Annotated in this window: 11 protein-coding genes; 6 read left to right on the top strand and 5 right to left on the bottom strand. The window is 70.8% G+C overall.

Features of this window, described 5'->3' with window-relative positions; translation table 11 throughout:
- Positions 1-58: 58 nt before the first annotated feature.
- Positions 59-922, top strand: a complete 864-nt coding sequence (locus BL254_RS01225; protein WP_371389749.1) for an alpha/beta fold hydrolase — start codon at positions 59-61, stop codon at positions 920-922.
- Positions 923-1,799: 877 nt separating this feature from the next.
- A complete protein-coding gene (locus BL254_RS01220) occupies positions 1,800-5,585 on the top strand; it encodes a diguanylate cyclase domain-containing protein (RefSeq protein ID WP_139342121.1) in 3,786 nt (1,261 codons plus the stop codon).
- 158 nt (positions 5,586-5,743) lie between these two features.
- Here the strand turns inward: BL254_RS01220 and BL254_RS01215 are convergent, their stop codons facing one another.
- From BL254_RS01215 to BL254_RS01200, 4 genes are all read right to left on the bottom strand, one after another.
- Positions 5,744-7,738 carry a VWA domain-containing protein gene (locus BL254_RS01215; protein ID WP_076842267.1) on the bottom strand — a complete coding sequence of 665 codons (1,995 nt, stop codon included), beginning with the start codon at positions 7,736-7,738 and terminating at the stop codon, positions 5,744-5,746.
- Entirely contained in the window at positions 7,735-9,048 is a 1,314-nt protein-coding gene (locus BL254_RS01210) for a magnesium chelatase (RefSeq protein WP_254857684.1), read from the bottom strand. Before BL254_RS01210 ends, BL254_RS01215 begins: the two co-directional genes overlap by 4 nt.
- 282 nt (positions 9,049-9,330) lie before the next feature.
- On the bottom strand, positions 9,331-9,813 hold the full coding sequence (gene greA, locus BL254_RS01205; RefSeq protein ID WP_047221221.1) for a transcription elongation factor GreA: 483 nt from the start codon (positions 9,811-9,813) through the stop codon (positions 9,331-9,333).
- Positions 9,814-10,203: 390 nt separating this feature from the next.
- Positions 10,204-10,599, bottom strand: coding sequence for a DUF4307 domain-containing protein (locus tag BL254_RS01200; RefSeq protein WP_162233151.1), 396 nt, complete (start codon positions 10,597-10,599; stop codon positions 10,204-10,206).
- An 85-nt stretch (positions 10,600-10,684) separates the two neighbouring features.
- Here BL254_RS01200 and mca point away from each other — a divergent pair, with 85 nt between their 5' ends.
- From mca to BL254_RS01185, 3 genes are all read left to right on the top strand, one after another.
- Complete coding sequence (mca, locus tag BL254_RS01195; protein WP_047221219.1) at positions 10,685-11,581, top strand: mycothiol conjugate amidase Mca; 897 nt, start codon at positions 10,685-10,687, stop codon at positions 11,579-11,581.
- Positions 11,582-11,785: 204 nt separating this feature from the next.
- A complete protein-coding gene (locus BL254_RS01190; RefSeq protein WP_047221218.1) occupies positions 11,786-12,241 on the top strand; it encodes a tellurite resistance TerB family protein in 456 nt (151 codons plus the stop codon).
- A gap of 131 nt (positions 12,242-12,372) precedes the next feature.
- Entirely contained in the window at positions 12,373-12,621 is a 249-nt protein-coding gene (locus BL254_RS01185; protein WP_013872272.1) for a hypothetical protein, read from the top strand.
- A gap of 195 nt (positions 12,622-12,816) precedes the next feature.
- On the opposite strand, the gene arfB is transcribed toward BL254_RS01185, so the two are convergent.
- Positions 12,817-13,224: an alternative ribosome rescue aminoacyl-tRNA hydrolase ArfB gene (gene arfB, locus BL254_RS01180; protein ID WP_083730748.1), complete on the bottom strand. Its 408-nt coding sequence runs from the start codon at positions 13,222-13,224 to the stop codon at positions 12,817-12,819.
- A gap of 256 nt (positions 13,225-13,480) precedes the next feature.
- Here arfB and BL254_RS01175 point away from each other — a divergent pair, with 256 nt between their 5' ends.
- Complete coding sequence (locus BL254_RS01175) at positions 13,481-15,220, top strand: carboxyl transferase domain-containing protein (protein ID WP_076842265.1); 1,740 nt, start codon at positions 13,481-13,483, stop codon at positions 15,218-15,220.
- Positions 15,221-15,255 lie beyond the last annotated feature (35 nt).

The raw sequence follows: 15,255 nt of genomic DNA, 5'->3' as shown, positions 1-15,255 counted from the left end.
TACGGTTCAGGCCAATGGCATCGAAATCGCATACGAGCTGCATGGCGACTCCGGTGGCTTGCCGCTCGTTCTGGTCGGTGAGCTGGGCCAACAGCTTGTCGGCTGGCATCCTGATCTTATTCGGGCGATGGTGCGCCGCGGTTTTCAGGTTCTTGTGTACGACAACCGCGATGTCGGTCTTTCCACCCATTTTGACCAGTTGGGGCRGCCGGACCTCGTGGCCGTGATGTCCGGGAACGCCGACGCCGCCCCCTACACTCTCGACGACATGGCAGCCGACGCCGTTGGCCTGATGGACGCCCTCGGCTGGCGGTCCGCGCACATCTTCGGGATCTCCATGGGCGGCATGATCGCCCAGATCGTGGCACTGTCCTTCCCGGACCAGGTACGCAGCCTCACCTCAATCTCGGCCACCACCGGCAGCCACGGTGTCGGGCATGCCGCTCGGGACGCCACCGCTGTCGTGCTCCGCCCGATGGTGGCGAGCCGGGAGGCGTACGTGGACGGAGCCGAGCGGGCTCACAACATCGTCGGATCGGCCGAGTTCTCCCCCGACCGCGAGTGGATACGGCGGCAGGCCGGGCTGGCCTGGGAGCGTCGGTACGACCCACATGGCACCGCGCGGCATCTGACCGCGATCCTGGCCACGGGGGACCTCACGCCCGACCTCGCCCGGCTGGAGATCCCCGCGTTGATCGTGCACGGGGCGAACGACCCGCTGATCCCGGTGGCCAGTGGGCGCCTGACCGCCGCGGCCATCCCGTCCGCGGAGCTGCTGGAGATCGACGGCATGGGGCACGACATCCCGCGCCAGGTCTGGGACCGGCTGCTGGACAAACTCGACGATGTGGCCCACCGGGGCGAAGTGGCCGCCGCGGCGCGTCGGGCAAGCGTCTCCATCTCATCATTTGGTCACTCTTAGTAATTGCTTGTAGTCGTCACACATCGTCGTTGTAGTCCTTGCGCGCGGGCGATGTCGCTGGTTCGGTGGCCGGCGGCTCCCGGCAGCGCCGGTGCTGGTATGCCTGTCCGCCTGTGTGGCCGGGTTCTGGTCGGGCCGGCGGGGCCGATCCGTCCGGGACGGATCCGACGGCCTCGCAACCGAGGTTCCGTCAGACCTGCCGGGCCGCCCGGAGCTGTCGGGCTGTCGGTCCTCACCTGGGGTTCTTCGAGCCTGTCAGGCCCACCAGCCATCGGATCCGCCAGCCCGCCGCAGCTGTCGGGACCGGCCGCTGGACCTCCTGGCCGGTCCGCGGATCTCGGACCCGGGAGGGAGCCCGGAGGAGTCGGGAGGGATGCCGGACACGCAGGGAACATGATCTGACCGCCTGCCCTGGCGACGGCCGGTTGGCCGCCCGCCGCCAGCGGATCGAACGTCCCGCTCCTGGGCGTTCTTACTACTGAGTGTCCGCAACTATCATTTTTGTTACATCTGTCCACAGGTGTGGTGGTAGGGGGTGATCGTCCGAGATGTGACAAGGGCCGGAACGATGCCTTCCTACCCGGCCGGAGGCCTTGCGGGGTGTCAGGGCCAAAGGCCGCGCGATCATGTTTTTCGCGTGCCGGGCTCCGAGGGGCCGTGGGTACCGGTATCGACCCGCCGTACGACGGGTCTTCCGGCTTTGTCTGCATACTTCTTCTGTGACGGCAACCGATTACGATGAGGGATAAAGGCCATTCGCACAGTTTCGGTACCGGGCGACCGTCCGGCGTTCGTCGAACGATCGCCCGTCCTCGCTGGTGACGCAGAAGGCGGGYGGCTACGACGATCCGTCCCGCTGCTCGTCGGGCTGGCGGTGGTGATCGCGCTCGGGGCGCTGGCGCTGGCGGTCCGGCAGGCGGGTCTGCGTGAAGGCGAACGGCAGCGGCTGTCCGACCGCACCCGGCTTGTCGAACGGGTCGCGGAGAACGCCGCGAGAACGTCCGACCCACGGCGGATGGGCGCGCTGGTCGCCAGCTTCTCCTTCGCACCCGACCAGCCGGYCCACAACCGCAGGATGCTGGAGCAGCTGGCGACGGCGCCGGTCGGTGACGTCAGCCTGCTGGCCGCCCTCGTCGGCATCGACGGCGGCTCGCTGGTCGCTGTCCCGGACGGGCCGCGGGTGACGGCCGCCGATCTCGGTGCCGCCTGGACGGCGGYGCTGGCCGGGCAGCCGGCCATGTCGCAGGTGTTCGTCCTTGACGGCATGCCGGTGCGGGCCACGGTCGTGCCGGTGGGCGCGCCGCGTCCGTGGGCGGTGCTGGTGCGCGTCGTCGACGAGGGGGCGGCCCGGGAGAGCAGCGAGAGGTTCGCCGCTCTCGACAGCGTGTCGGGCAGCCTGTGTGACGTCGACGCGGACGGTGTCGCGGCCGCCTGCTGGAAGCAGGACCTGCGGGGCCGGCGGCTGGTCGAACCACGCGAACTGGCCGGTCTGGTCCCGGGCACGGTCCGGGTGTGGATGTCGAGCGGCGCCGGGGAGCAGGTGGTCAACGTCGCCGAGAAGCAGTCCACGACCGGATATGTCACGATCTTCCAGCAGCCCACCACGCGGCTGTTTGCGGACCTGCGGGCCGCGGGGCGCCACGGGGATCTGACGCTGCTGGCCGTTCTGGTGGTCTGCGTCGGCGGGCTGGTCGTGTTCGGGCTGCGCCGCGAGCAGGTCGCCCGGCGGGCCCGAGCGCGGCTGCACACCATGCTCGGAGGGGTCCGGGACATCATCGTGGTCGTCGGTGACAACCACGAGATGACTTTTGTCAGCCCCGCCGTGCGCGACCTGCTCGGCTACGACGCGGCGTCCTGGATCGGCCGGGTGCTGACCGACTTCGCCGATCCCGACGACGTGGCGCGGATCCGGCGGCTGCTGGCCGACCCGACCGGGGGCGGTGTCCTCGACGTACGGCTGACCACCGCCGCCGGTCAGCCGCGCTGGTTCGACCTGGAGGCCAGCGACCTCACCAGCCATCCCGAGCTCGCCGGTGTGCTGGTGACCTGCCACGAGGTCGGGGAACGCAAGGACCTGCAGGACCGGCTGAGCTACCAGGCGTCCCACGACCTGCTCACCGGGCTGCCCAACCGGGTGGCCTTCATGAGCGAACTGGAGAAGGCGGCTGGTGCCGTCCGTGCCGGCGGCGCGCCGTTCGTGGTGCTGTTCGTCGACCTCGACCATTTCAAGCCCGTCAACGACGGTTACGGCCACGACGCCGGTGACGTCGTCCTGCGGGCCGTCGCGGAACGTCTCGTCCAGATCCTGCGGGACGGTGACCTGGCGGTCCGGCTCGGCGGTGACGAGTTCGGGGTCCTGTTGCGCGGCGCGGACGAGGCGGCCGCCGCCGCGGCCGCCGACCGGATCATCGAGTCGGTACGTGTCCCGATCATGGTGGGTGCCTCGGTGGTCCAGGTCGACGCCAGCATCGGTATCGCGCCCTCGACGCTCGATGTCGCGCGGCCCGAACATTTCCTGTGCGTCGCGGACAACGCCATGTACGAGGCCAAACGGGCCGGGAAAGGCCGCTTCGCCATGGCGACCGGGGGGTCGCCCAGCGCGCTGGCGGGCCCGCAGCCCGCTGTGCCCGTCACCGAGACCGACGACGTGCTCCCTTCAGTGCTCCCTTCAGCGGTGCCCCCATCCACGCCGCCGCCGCTGCCCGAGCCGCGGCGGCCCGCCGGGCAGCCGGCCCGCCACCGTTTCCCGCTGCCGGCCGCGCCCGCTCGCATCGCCTACGGCTGTCCCCCCCGCGGCTGGTTCGGCCGGCTGGGGCCGCCGCTGGTGGCGGGCGGGGCCCTGCTCGCCATGGCTGCGGTCAGCCTGTGGCTGCAGACACAGGCCCGGCACAGCGCCGAACGGCAGCGCCTGGCCGAGCACGTGGCGCTCACCGCCATCGTGGCGGACGCGTCCATGCACAGCGTCGACAGCCAGCGTCTGATCACGGCTGTGTCGGCGGCGCCCTGGTCGTTGAGTGACCGGGATGCCGACGCCGCCGTGCTGCGCTCGTTCGCCAGGTCAGGGATCAGCGGCAGGAACTACGTCTGGGCGCTGGCCGGCCTGGACGGCCACCTGCTGGCCACCGAACCGCCGTCGCTCGCCCTGCCGATCGGCCCGGACGACCCGGCGTGGCGGACCGCCCGTGCGGGACGGGCCGGCAACTCGCCCGTGATGAACGTCGACGGGATCTGKCGGGACTACGTGACGGTCCCGGTCCTGCGCGAGGGCCGGCCGGTGGCGATCGTCGTCATCGGGGAGTCGCTGCGGGACTCGCCCAACCAGGCCAACCTCGCGACCAGCGGCACGCTCGGGTTCGTCGTGGGCGGGCTGTCCGTGGTGGATTCGGCCGGCACGGTCACGTTCTCCTGGAATCCCGACCTGATCGGCCGGCGGCTGGTGGCCGCGGCCAGCCTGGCGGCCCTGCGGGTCGGCGAGGCCCGGCAGATCGACGACGCCGGCGGCCAGGTCACCATCGTCTCGCCGCTGGCGAACATGCCCGACGGCGGCTATGTGGTGTTCCAGCAGCCGGTCCAGGCCTTCTACGGGGACATCCGCTCCGGCCGGCTCGTCCGGGACGGCAGCCTGCTGGCTGTTGTCGCCGCCGCGCTCGTCGGGCTCAACGTCCTCAACGGCCGGCGTGAAGCGGCGATTCGCCATGAGCAACGACGGCTGCAGGCCCTGCTGCACAACGCCCACGACATCGTGATCGCCACCAGGGCGGACGGGAAGATCACCTTTGTCAGTTCCGCCGCCGCGTTCCTGCTCGGCGTCGCGGCCAGCTCCTACCTCGGCCGGCGCCTGCCCGACGTCGCCCACCCGGACGACGCGGGCGTCCTGACGGAGCTGCTGCGCCAGGCCACCGGCGGGACCGCTGCCGGGGCCGGCAGCGGCGGGACGGGCCCCGGAGCAGGGGCGGGGAGGGCCGTGGCACGCGACGTCCGGCTGTCGGCCGCGGGCAGCGGCCACCGCTGGTTCGACATTGAGGCGATCGACCTGCGGGACCGCTCAGAGGCCACCGGCATCCTGCTGACCTGCCACGAGATCGGCGAACGCCGGGTCCTCCAGGACGAGCTGAGCTATCAGGCGTCCCACGACGCCCTCACCGGCCTGCCGAACCGGTCGGTGTTCGCCCGCCGGCTCGACGAGATCGCCGCCCAGCGTCCGACACCGGCGTTCGCGGTCCTGTTCATTGATCTTGACCGGTTCAAGTCGGTCAACGACACCTACGGCCACAACGCCGGCGACGAGGTACTGAGGATCATCGGTGCCCGCCTGCGGGAAGCCGGCACCGAGCGGGACGCCGTCTGCCGTCTCGGCGGGGACGAGTTCGCTGTCATCCTGGGTGACGCCGACAGCGGCCGGGCACGCGATCTCGCCGACCAGCTGCTGGGGGCGATCCGGCGGCCGATCGTGGTCGGCGGGCGTTCCCTCACCGTGGACGCGACGATCGGTGTCGCCCTTTCGGAGTCGCAGGACGCGCCGCCCGGCGCGGTCGTCCGCAACGCGGATCTCGCGATGTACCGGGCGAAGGAGGCCGGCCGGGCACGCCCCGAAGACCATCCGGAAACCGCTCGCCCGGACGCCCGTCAGGAAGCCTGCGTGCCGTCAGCCGGTCAGCCCTGACGTCCGGGTGCGCCGCCGGCCGCGGAGATGCCGGCGAGCGTGGGTACAGGTACAGGTACAGGTATGGGTATGGGCATGGATGTGGATGTGGATATAAGATGATTACTTTTCGTATAAATCGGTGGCTGTGAGCGTATGATGATGACTGTGGGTACGCGCTAGCTGGCGGCTCGGCGTCGTCCGCCGCGGGACCGCAGGTAGTCGCGCACGACGTAGCGGCCGAGCGTCCCGGGATCCGGGGAGAGCATCCGGCCGCCGTTGCGGCGGACGACCTCGTCGACGAACTGGACCAGCCGTGGCTCGTCGTCGAGCATGAAGACGTTGATCGTCGCCCCGCGGCGGGTGAGGCGGTCCACCTCGGCCAGGGTCAGCTCCAGAGTCTCCGGGACCGGTGGCCAGGAGAAGGAAGGGGTGCCGTTGCGCATCAGGTGCGCGGTCGGTTCCCCATCGGTGATCACCAGGACGACTGGTTCGGAATCCGGGTGCCGCGACAGCAGCCGGCCCGCGAGCATCAGGGCGTGCTGGAGGTTCGTGCCCTGGACGACCTCGGAGTCCAGGCCCGCGAGCTCCACCGGCCGCAGCAGCCGGGCATAGTCGGAGAACCCGACCAGATGGATCGTGTCCTGCGGGAACTTCGTGTCGATCAGGGTGCGCAGCGCYAGCGCCGTCGACTTCGCCACCCCCCAGGTGCCCCGCAGCGCCATCGAGTAGGACAGGTCCACCAGCAGGCAGACGGCCGCGGAGGAGCGGCGTTCGGTCTCGGTCACCTCGAAGTCGCGGACGTCCAGCTCGACCGTCCCGTCCGGGTTGCCGGGGCCGGCCCGCAGCACCGCGTTGCGCACGGTGCGTACCACATCGATCGGCTGTGTGTCACCGAAGTGCCACGGTCGGGACGTCCCGGTGGGTTCTCCGGCTGCACCGGCGTCCCGGGAGTCGTGATCGCCGCGGCCGCGGGTGTCCATCCGCTGGAAGATGCGCGACAGCGCGCTCTGGCCGATGCGGCGGACCGCCCGCGGGGTCAGCTCCAGCTTGCCGGCGTTGCGGGTCAGGAAGCCCTGGCGCTCCAGCTCCTTCTCGATCTGCTGGAGGGTGCGCAGGTCGTCGACGGCGTCCCGGCCCAGCGCCCGGGCTACCGCGTCCGGGTCGACGTCCTCGAGGGACGCCCCGGGATAGTCCTGGGACAGCGCGGCGGCGAGCTCGTCGAGCTCGGCCAGCTCCTCCAGGACGCTCGTCGCGTCACCCAGCCCGAGCGGCGTGTCACCGGTCATCGTGTCGCGGAAACGGCCGCGCCGGCCCCAGCCGAGGTCCGGCCGGGCGGCGCGCAGCGCCTGTTGCAGCCGGGAGAGCTCGGCCGCCATGCCCAGATCCGCCAGCGCCGACGCCATGAGATCGGCCAGCTCCTGGCGTTGCTGGGGGGACAGCCCCGCCAGCAGTTGGGCGGCGGCGGCGGCGCGGCGCGCCAACGAGTCCACCAGCTCGTCCAGCGTCTGCGGGTTCTCCGGGAAGAAGTCGCCGAACGAGCGCATGAACCGCTCGAAAGCGGCGTCGGTGTGCTCACCGCGGGCATCGGCTTCCAACATGTCGTTGAGCGCGGCGAGCATTTCGGTGACCCGGGCGATGTCCTGCGGCGTGGCGTTCTCCAACGCCTGTTTCATGCCGCGGAACTGGCTGTCGAGCACCTCCCGGCGGAGCAGGTCGGAGATCTTCTCGAAGGTCTCGCGGGCCTGCGGCGAACGCCACTCGTAGCCGGCCAGCGCGTTCACGGCCCGGGCCGGGTCGGCTGGCAGCGCGTCGAGCTCGGCCTCGCGCAGCCGGGCGTCGTCGGACGGGTCGGGGAACAGCGCCGCGCGCTCCTGGCCGACGGCGGTGTCGAGGAGCTCGCGGACCTGTTCCAGGGTGCCGTCGAGGCGGCCGCGCGCCCGAGCCTCGCGCCGGCGGCGTTCCACCTGCCGGCGCAGGTCCTCAAGCCCGCGGCGTTGGTTGGTCCCGCGCCGCAGCAGCGCGTCCAGTGCCTCGCGCGGGGTCCGGCCGTCCAGGATGTGCGTGGACATCTCGTCGAGCGCGCCGGCGGCGTCGAACGGGGAGGCGAGCGGGTCGGGGCCGCCGTCCCACGGGCCGTAGCGGAAGCCGCCCGACCCGGTCGGGGCGCTCATGTGCCGTACACCGTGCGGCCCGGCAGTTCCTCCTTGGCCAGCCGCCGGTTGAGGTGCAGGCCCTCCATGGCCAGTTCCAGCCCGGCCGCGGCGAGCCCCGGCGCCTCGGCGCCGTCGACGTCCAGCTTCGCCAGGATCGCGGCGAGCCCCGAGACCGGGCCGACCCGCCGCAGCAGCTCCGCGGCGGGGACGAGGTCACCGGTCTCGACCGGCCCCTCCGTCTCGAACCGCCGTTGCAGGCCGGTCAGGTCGGTGCCGGCGAGCCGGGCGCGGAAGGTCTCGGCGACGGCCCGGCGCAGCAGGTGCGCGAGGATCTCGTCCTCCCGTCCCTCCTCGAGCTGGTCGAACTCGATCTTCCCGCGTACCGCCGGTACGATCGCGGTGAGGTCGACGACCCGGGCGGTGGGGACGTCCTCGCCGGTCAGGGCCGCGCGACGGACGGCCGAGGCGGCCACAGTCTCCGCCGCGGCCACCGACAGCCGGGCCGACACACCGGAGCGCCGGTCGACCTGGGGCGCGTCGCGGACCAGCCGGGTGAAGCGGGCCACCACCTCCAGCAGGTGCTCGGGGACGGCGGGGGCGCCCAGCGGGGAGCCCTTCCAGTCCAGCACCGCCTCCTGCCGGATCAACGCCAGCTCGTCGTCGAGCCGTAGCGGGYAGTGGGTGCGGACCTCGGCGCCGAAACGGTCCTTGAGCGGCGTGATGATCCGGCCGCGGTTGGTGTAGTCCTCGGGGTTCGCCGACGCGATCAGGAACAGGTCCAGCGGCAGCCGCAGGATGTAGCCGCGGACCTGGATGTCACGCTCCTCGAGCACGTTGAGCAGGGAGACCTGGATGCGCTCGGCGAGGTCGGGCAGCTCGTTGACGCTGAAGATGCCCCGGTTGGTGCGCGGGATCAGGCCGTAGTGGACAGTCTCCGGGTCGCCGAGGGTGCGGCCCTGGGCGACCTTCACCGGGTCGACGTCGCCGATCAGGTCGCCGACGCTCGTGTCCGGCGTGGCGAGCTTCTCGCCGAACCGTTCCGACCGGTGCTTCCAGGCGACCGGCGTGTCGTCGCCGAGCCCGGCGAACAGCAGCCGGCACCGGGTGCACACCGGTGCGTAGGGATGGTCGTTGATCTCACAGCCGGCGATCACCGGCGTCCACTCGTCCAGCAGGCCGACCAGGGTGCGGATCAGACGGGTCTTGCCCTGCCCCCGCTCGCCGAGGAAGACGATGTCGTGCCCGGCCAGCAGGGCCCGTTCCACCTGGGGGAGCACGGTGTCGTCGAAACCGACGATGCCGGGGAACCGGATCTCACCGCTGGCCATTCGGGCAAGGGTGTTCTCGCGCAGTTCCGTGCGTACGGATCGGTACCGGTGTCCTGAGCCGCGCAGGAGGCCCAGCGTCGTTGGTCCTGGGGACGGTGATGTCGGTCCGGGGGACTGTGCCGGGGACCCTGACAGATCGAGCACCAGTCGACGGTACGTCCCCTCGCTCCGTCGCGCAGGGAAGTCGCATTGTGTCCACGTCCGGCATACCGGGTGTCCACTGGGAGGCACACCGGACGTGAAATGTCAACCGGCCGGTTCCCGTCGGCCGACCGGGGCGGATCAGTTGGAGTACGGCTCCACYGTGACGATCTTGACGGTGGCCGAGCGCCCGTTGGGCAGGGTGTAGGTGACGGTGTCACCCGCCCGGTGGCCGCTGACGGCCCCACCCAGCGGTGACTGGGCCGAGTACACCTCCAGCGAGGTGCTGTGGTCCTCCCGGGAACCGATCAGGAACCGCTCCGTCTCGTCGTCCCCCGGAAAGCGCACCTCGACCACGGTGCCCGGGCCGGCCGCGCCGTCGAACTGCGGAGCCTGCCCGACCCTGGCGTCGCGCAGCAGGTCGGTGAGCTGCCGGATACGTGACTCCAGCTTGCCCTGTTCCTCCTTGGCCGCGTGGTAGCCGCCGTTCTCCTTGAGGTCGCCCTCCTCGCGGGCAGCTTCGATCTTGTTGGCGATCTCGACACGACCGGTCCCGGTGAGGTGGTCGAGCTCCTCGCGGAGCCGGTCATACGCCTCCTGGGTCAGCCACGTCTGCTGCGACACGCGTCACGCTCCTAGATTCCTCAAGAGGCCCGGAGACACGGGAAGAACCATGATCGTTCATCCTCCGGACGCTCGTACGTCGACGGCCATACGACACATACGACCGGCCCGCGGCGCAGGTCGGTCGTATCGCGATTCGGCCTCGTCGGGCCCGTACGGGCCCTGGACAGGGACACCCGGTCGGGTGCTGGGAAATTGCGGGATACACGGTTGGTCGAAGGCGGATTACGAAGCGATGGGACAGGGGCAAACGCCCAGCCTAACAGTCGGGATCGGACAGGGACGGCGACGAGCAAGCGTCGCTGCTTGCCATGCGAGGTGAGCGGGGTGAGCGGGGTGAGCCGGGAATCGGCCACGCCGCTGGCCGCGCGCCAGTAGCCCGAGCGGCTGTCAGCCCGCGCGGGCGATCTGACAGTCCTCGACCTCGACCACGTTCGCTTCCCGGGACGTGGCGAGCACGACCGTTGTGGTCGTGACCCGTCGGCCGTCCAGGGCCGGACCGACGACGATGTCGGTACGCCGGCCGACGACCTCGTTGTCCCGAGCACGTGCGCGGACAGTGCATTCTGCCACGGCGTTGGGTGACTTTTCCACATCGAATGTCAGCTCGGCCTGCGCCGGGGTGATCCGATAGGCGCGGGTCCCGTAGTTCAGCCGTTCCGGATGGCTCTGGATCCATGCGGCGCCGATCGCGGCGGCCGCGATGATGACGAGCCCCATCAGCAGGAACCAGGGGGCGACCCGGATACCGCCAAGCCATGGAATGTCCAGCAGGCGTCGCACCATGGCGAACACGCCCGACTTTCCCGTGGGGGAACCGGGTGGTGGCGCAGCGGAACCGGTTGCGGAGGGCATCGGGAACAATGGTCGCATGTCCAAGGCGATCAACGAGGGTGGCCTGCGACTCATGGCTGTACACGCCCACCCCGACGACGAGTCCAGCAAGGGTGCCGCCACCATGGCCCGCTATGTCCGCGAGGGCGTCGACGTCCTCGTGGTGACCTGCACCGGTGGTGAAGCCGGGACCGTTCTCAACCCCGCTCTGGACCGTCCGGACGTCCACGAACGTCTCGTCGAGCTACGCCGGGCCGAGATGGAACAGGCCCGGCGGATCCTCGGCGTCCGACAGGTCTGGCTGGGTTTTCTCGATTCCGGGCTGCCCGAGGGCGACCCGCTCCCACCCCTGCCGGAGGGCTGTTTCGCCCGTACGCCCATTGCCGACGCGGCCAGGCCGCTGGTCAGGCTGATGCGGGAGTTCCAGCCACAGGTCGTGGTCACTTATGACGAGAACGGTGGTTATCCACACCCCGATCACATAATGAACCACAAGATCACAATTGAGGCGTTCGAGGCGGCGGGCGACCGCGCGCGATACCAGGAGGTGGGCCAGGACATCGGCGTGGCACCGTGGCAGCCCCTCAAGCTCTACTACCACCAGACCCACCACAAGGAGCGGGTGCTCGCCCTGCACGACGCGATGCGGGCGAGCGGGCGGGAGTCCCCGTACAGCGGCGCGCTGGAGAAGTGGGTCGACCGCTCCGCCGACTCCGGGCGGATCACCACCAGGGTCCCCTGCGGCGACTTCTTCGAGATCCGCGACCGCGCGCTGCTGGCGCACGCCACCCAGGTCGACCCGAACGGGCCCTGGTTCCGCGTCCCGCTGGAGATCCAGCGTGCGGCCTGGCCCACCGAGGACTACCAGCTCGCCCGTTCGCTGATCGAGGTGGGCGTGCTGCCCGAGGACGACCTGTTCAACGGCATCCGCTGAGCCGGACAGCCAGGCGGCCGGGTCGCTGTCACCGGCCCGGCCGCCTGTGACACATCCGCTGGTGACCGATGAAATCATCCGCAGCCAGGGCACGGCCGGCCGCCACCGGTCGTTGCTGCTGGCGGGAGGTGTGACCGTGGGCATCCGAATCCACGCACGCCTTGCACGCCTTGCGCGTCTTGGGACTGATGAGGGGATCACATCATGGCGATCTGGGATCGTCTGCGCACCAGCACCGCGTCGATACAGCAACAGCTCAACGCCAAGAAGAACGACCTGAAGAGCGGTGCCTTCAGGGATGCCAGCATGGCCATCTGCGCCCTGGTGGCCGCCGCCGACGGGAGCATCGACCCGGAGGAGCGCCGCAAGGTCGCCTCGCTCATCGCCTCCAACGAGGTGCTCCAGAACTTTCCCGCCGAGCAGCTCCAGCAGAAGTTCAACGACTACTGCAACAAGCTGCAGACGGACTTCGACTTCGCCAAGGTCGGCGTCATCCAGGACATCGGCAAGACGAAGAAGAAGCCGGCCGAGGCCCGTGCGGTGATCCAGATCGGGATCGTCATCGGGGGCGCGGACGGCCACTTCGACAAGTCCGAGCAGCAGGTCGTCCGCGACGCCTGTTACGCGGTGGGGCTGGACCCCAACGAGTTCGATCTATGACCGCGGCTTTCGCGGTCAGCGTCTGACCCCGCCAGGCCCGGCCGGTGCTGTCTCCCCTGGCCCGGGCCTGGCGGCGTTTGTCGCCGCCCTGCCGGGCCCGTCCGGCGGGCGCTCGGCGTAGGGTGTGAAGCGTGCCTCCAGCTGGACAGTTCCTCGCGCTTGAGGTCAGCGCTGGTACCAGCGGGTTCCTGGTCGTCCTGCTGCTGGGCCTCGCCGCTGTCGCTCTTTTCGTGATGATGCCGCGCAGCCTGGCCCGGATGCGCGGGAACGTCGCCAGCGGACGGTTCGGCGCCCCCACCACCGACCGTGACAAGCCGGTCGACAGCCAGGACCCCGGCAGCGGTATCCCGCCCCAGCACTCCCCGCGGAGCGACCAGTAGGCATCCCCCGCCCAGCGGCCTCCTGAAACGCTCTCGACGGTGGAATGATCGCGCTCTGTACCGCATTGTGACGCGGGTCGTGACGCGGGTGGCCGGGCAGGGAGTCGAGCCGGCTACGAATCGGGTATCTGTCGCGGAATACCGTCGCGTCGTAGGTGAAAACCGTCGCCGGAAGAGCGTTTTCTACCTACGGTCTCAGTCCAGCCTGCGCTGACGCTTGAGCTCGGCCCGGTGCTTCTTGTCGGCTATGCGCCGTTGGACGGCGCGCGCCGACGGGCTGGTGGGGCGCCGCACGGGCGGCGGGGGGCCGCTCGCCCTACGCAGGGTTGTGATCAACTTGCTCAGAGCGGCCTCCCGGTTACGTAGCTGCGACCGGTGTTCRCTGGCCGTGATGGTGAGAACGCCGTCAACCAGTCGGCCTGCCAGCCGTTCAAGCGTCCGCTCACGCAGCGGCTCGGGCAGCGACGGCGAGCGGCGGGCGTCGAAGGACAGCTCGACCCTGCTGTCGGAGGTGTTCACGCTCTGCCCACCTGGCCCGCCCGACCGGGAGAACCGCCAGGTCAGGTCGGACTCACGCAGGACGAATCCGGGGCGTACCTGCATGGATGGATAGGCCATTCTCCCATGGTGACCGATCCCGGTGAGCGGGATTCCGGAATGATCGTGATCATAGCCACGGTCCGGATGGCCGACCTGGCCGCCGGCTCATCCGTGCGATCTTTGTATCGGGGTCGGCCCGGGTCGCAACTGCCGCGGCCGATGTGGGTATGACCGGCCATGAGCTGCTGATTTATCAACGATCGCGCACCATAGTGTCCCGCGTTACGCTCGAAAACGGCCACGGCGGGAGGGTTCCGGCATGACTACCAGAGGAGGACCCGCGTCCACTGTGAAGCGTCCGCATCTTGACGATCTTCTTGGCGGGCTCCTCGACGCCGGTACGTGGCGGTGCTGGGACCGTGTCCCCGAACAGCCCGTGCTGAGCGCCGCCTACGGCCAGGACCTGGCGCGGGCCACCGAACGCAGCGGCGCGGACGAAGCGATCCGCACCGGCGAGGGCCATGTGGGCGGCCACCGGGTCGCGGTCGTGGCCAGCGAGTACGGCTTTCTCGGCGGCAGCGTCGGGATGGCCGCGGCACGCCGGGCCACGGCCGCGATCAGGCGGGCCACCGCGCAGCGGCAGGCCCTGCTGGCCCTGCCCGCCAGCGGCGGTACCCGCATCCACGAGGGCACCCCCGCCTTCCTCCAGATGCTGACGATCAGCAGCGCCATCGCCGAGCACCGGGCGGCGGGCCTGCCCTACCTTGTCTACCTGCGCCATCCGACGACCGGGGGCGTGCTCGCGTCCTGGGCATCCCTCGGGCATGTCACGTTCGCCGAGCCGGGGGCGCTGGTCGGCTTCCTCGGGCCCCGGGTCGTCGAGGCGCTCACCGGCACGCCGCTCGGACCGGACGCGCAGAGCCCCGAGACGCTGCGCCTGGCCGGCCTGGTGGACGCCCTCGTCGCACCCGAGGAACTGCGGGAAAGCGTCCAGCGGGTGCTCAACGTCGTCGCGGGCGGCGGCGCTGTCCCTCCCCCGAAGCACGGCGGCGCGGCGGAGCCGATGGCCGCCCCGGAGATCTCCGGGGCGGCCATCGGGGCCAACTTCTCCGGGCCCGACCTGGCCGACGTCGAACTGTCCGGGTCCAACCTGTCCGGGTCCAACCTGTCCAGGTCCGACCTGCCCGGGGCTGGGCCGGCTGGCTCCGAGCCGTTCAGGATCACGCTGTCCGGTTCCCAGCCGACCGGGAGCGGACGGGATCCGTGGATGTCGGTGCTGGCCACCCGCGCGCCCGACCGTCCCGGCCTGCGCGAGTTCCTGGCGGTGGCCAGCGACGTCACACTGCTCGGCGCGTCCGACCTGGGCCGAGGCGTCAGCCAGGGGATGGACACGTCCGGAACGCCGATCGTCACCGCACTCGCCCTGCTGCGGGGGACACCCTGCGTCGTTATCGGGCAGGACAGGTCGGTCCAGCGGCATCGGCGCATCGGTGTGGCCGATCTCGATGCGGCCCGGGACGCGGTGTGCCGGGCCGCGGACCTGCGGCTACCGGTCCTCACCGTCATAGACACCCCGGGCGCCGAGCTGTCGGAGGCCGCCGAACGCCACGGGATCGCCTCGGCGATCGCGCGTTGCCTGGCGACGCTGTTGACGACACCGGTACCGACAGTGAGTGTGCTGCTCGGGCAGGGCACGGGCGGCGCGGCACTCGCCCTGCTGCCGGCAGACACGGTCATCGCCGCCGAGGACGCCTGGCTCGCTCCGCTGCCGCCCGAGGGCGCCTCGGTGATCATGTATCGGGACGTCGGTCACGCCGCCGGCATGGCCCGCGGGCTGCGGATCACCGCCCATGATCTCCAGCGGCTGGGCGCGGTCGACCTGGTCCTCCCCGTCCCGGACGGCGGTGTGAACGGCGGCCCGAGGACGGCGGCGGACGCCCGTGGGTGGGTGGCCGGTCTCGCCGAGACCGCCGCCGGATGCCTGCGCGCCGTCGTGGGGCTGGACCCGGCGGCGAGACTGGCGGCCCGCCGCGACCGCCACAACCAGTTGACGCCGTAGCCTCCCCGGGCCGCCCTGCTCCCCCCGTGGGCGGC

Source organism: Protofrankia sp. BMG5.30 (assembly GCF_001983005.1).
Taxonomy (GTDB): Bacteria; Actinomycetota; Actinomycetes; order Frankiales; family Frankiaceae; genus Protofrankia; species Protofrankia coriariae.
This window is presented reverse-complemented; position numbering and strand designations above follow the sequence as displayed.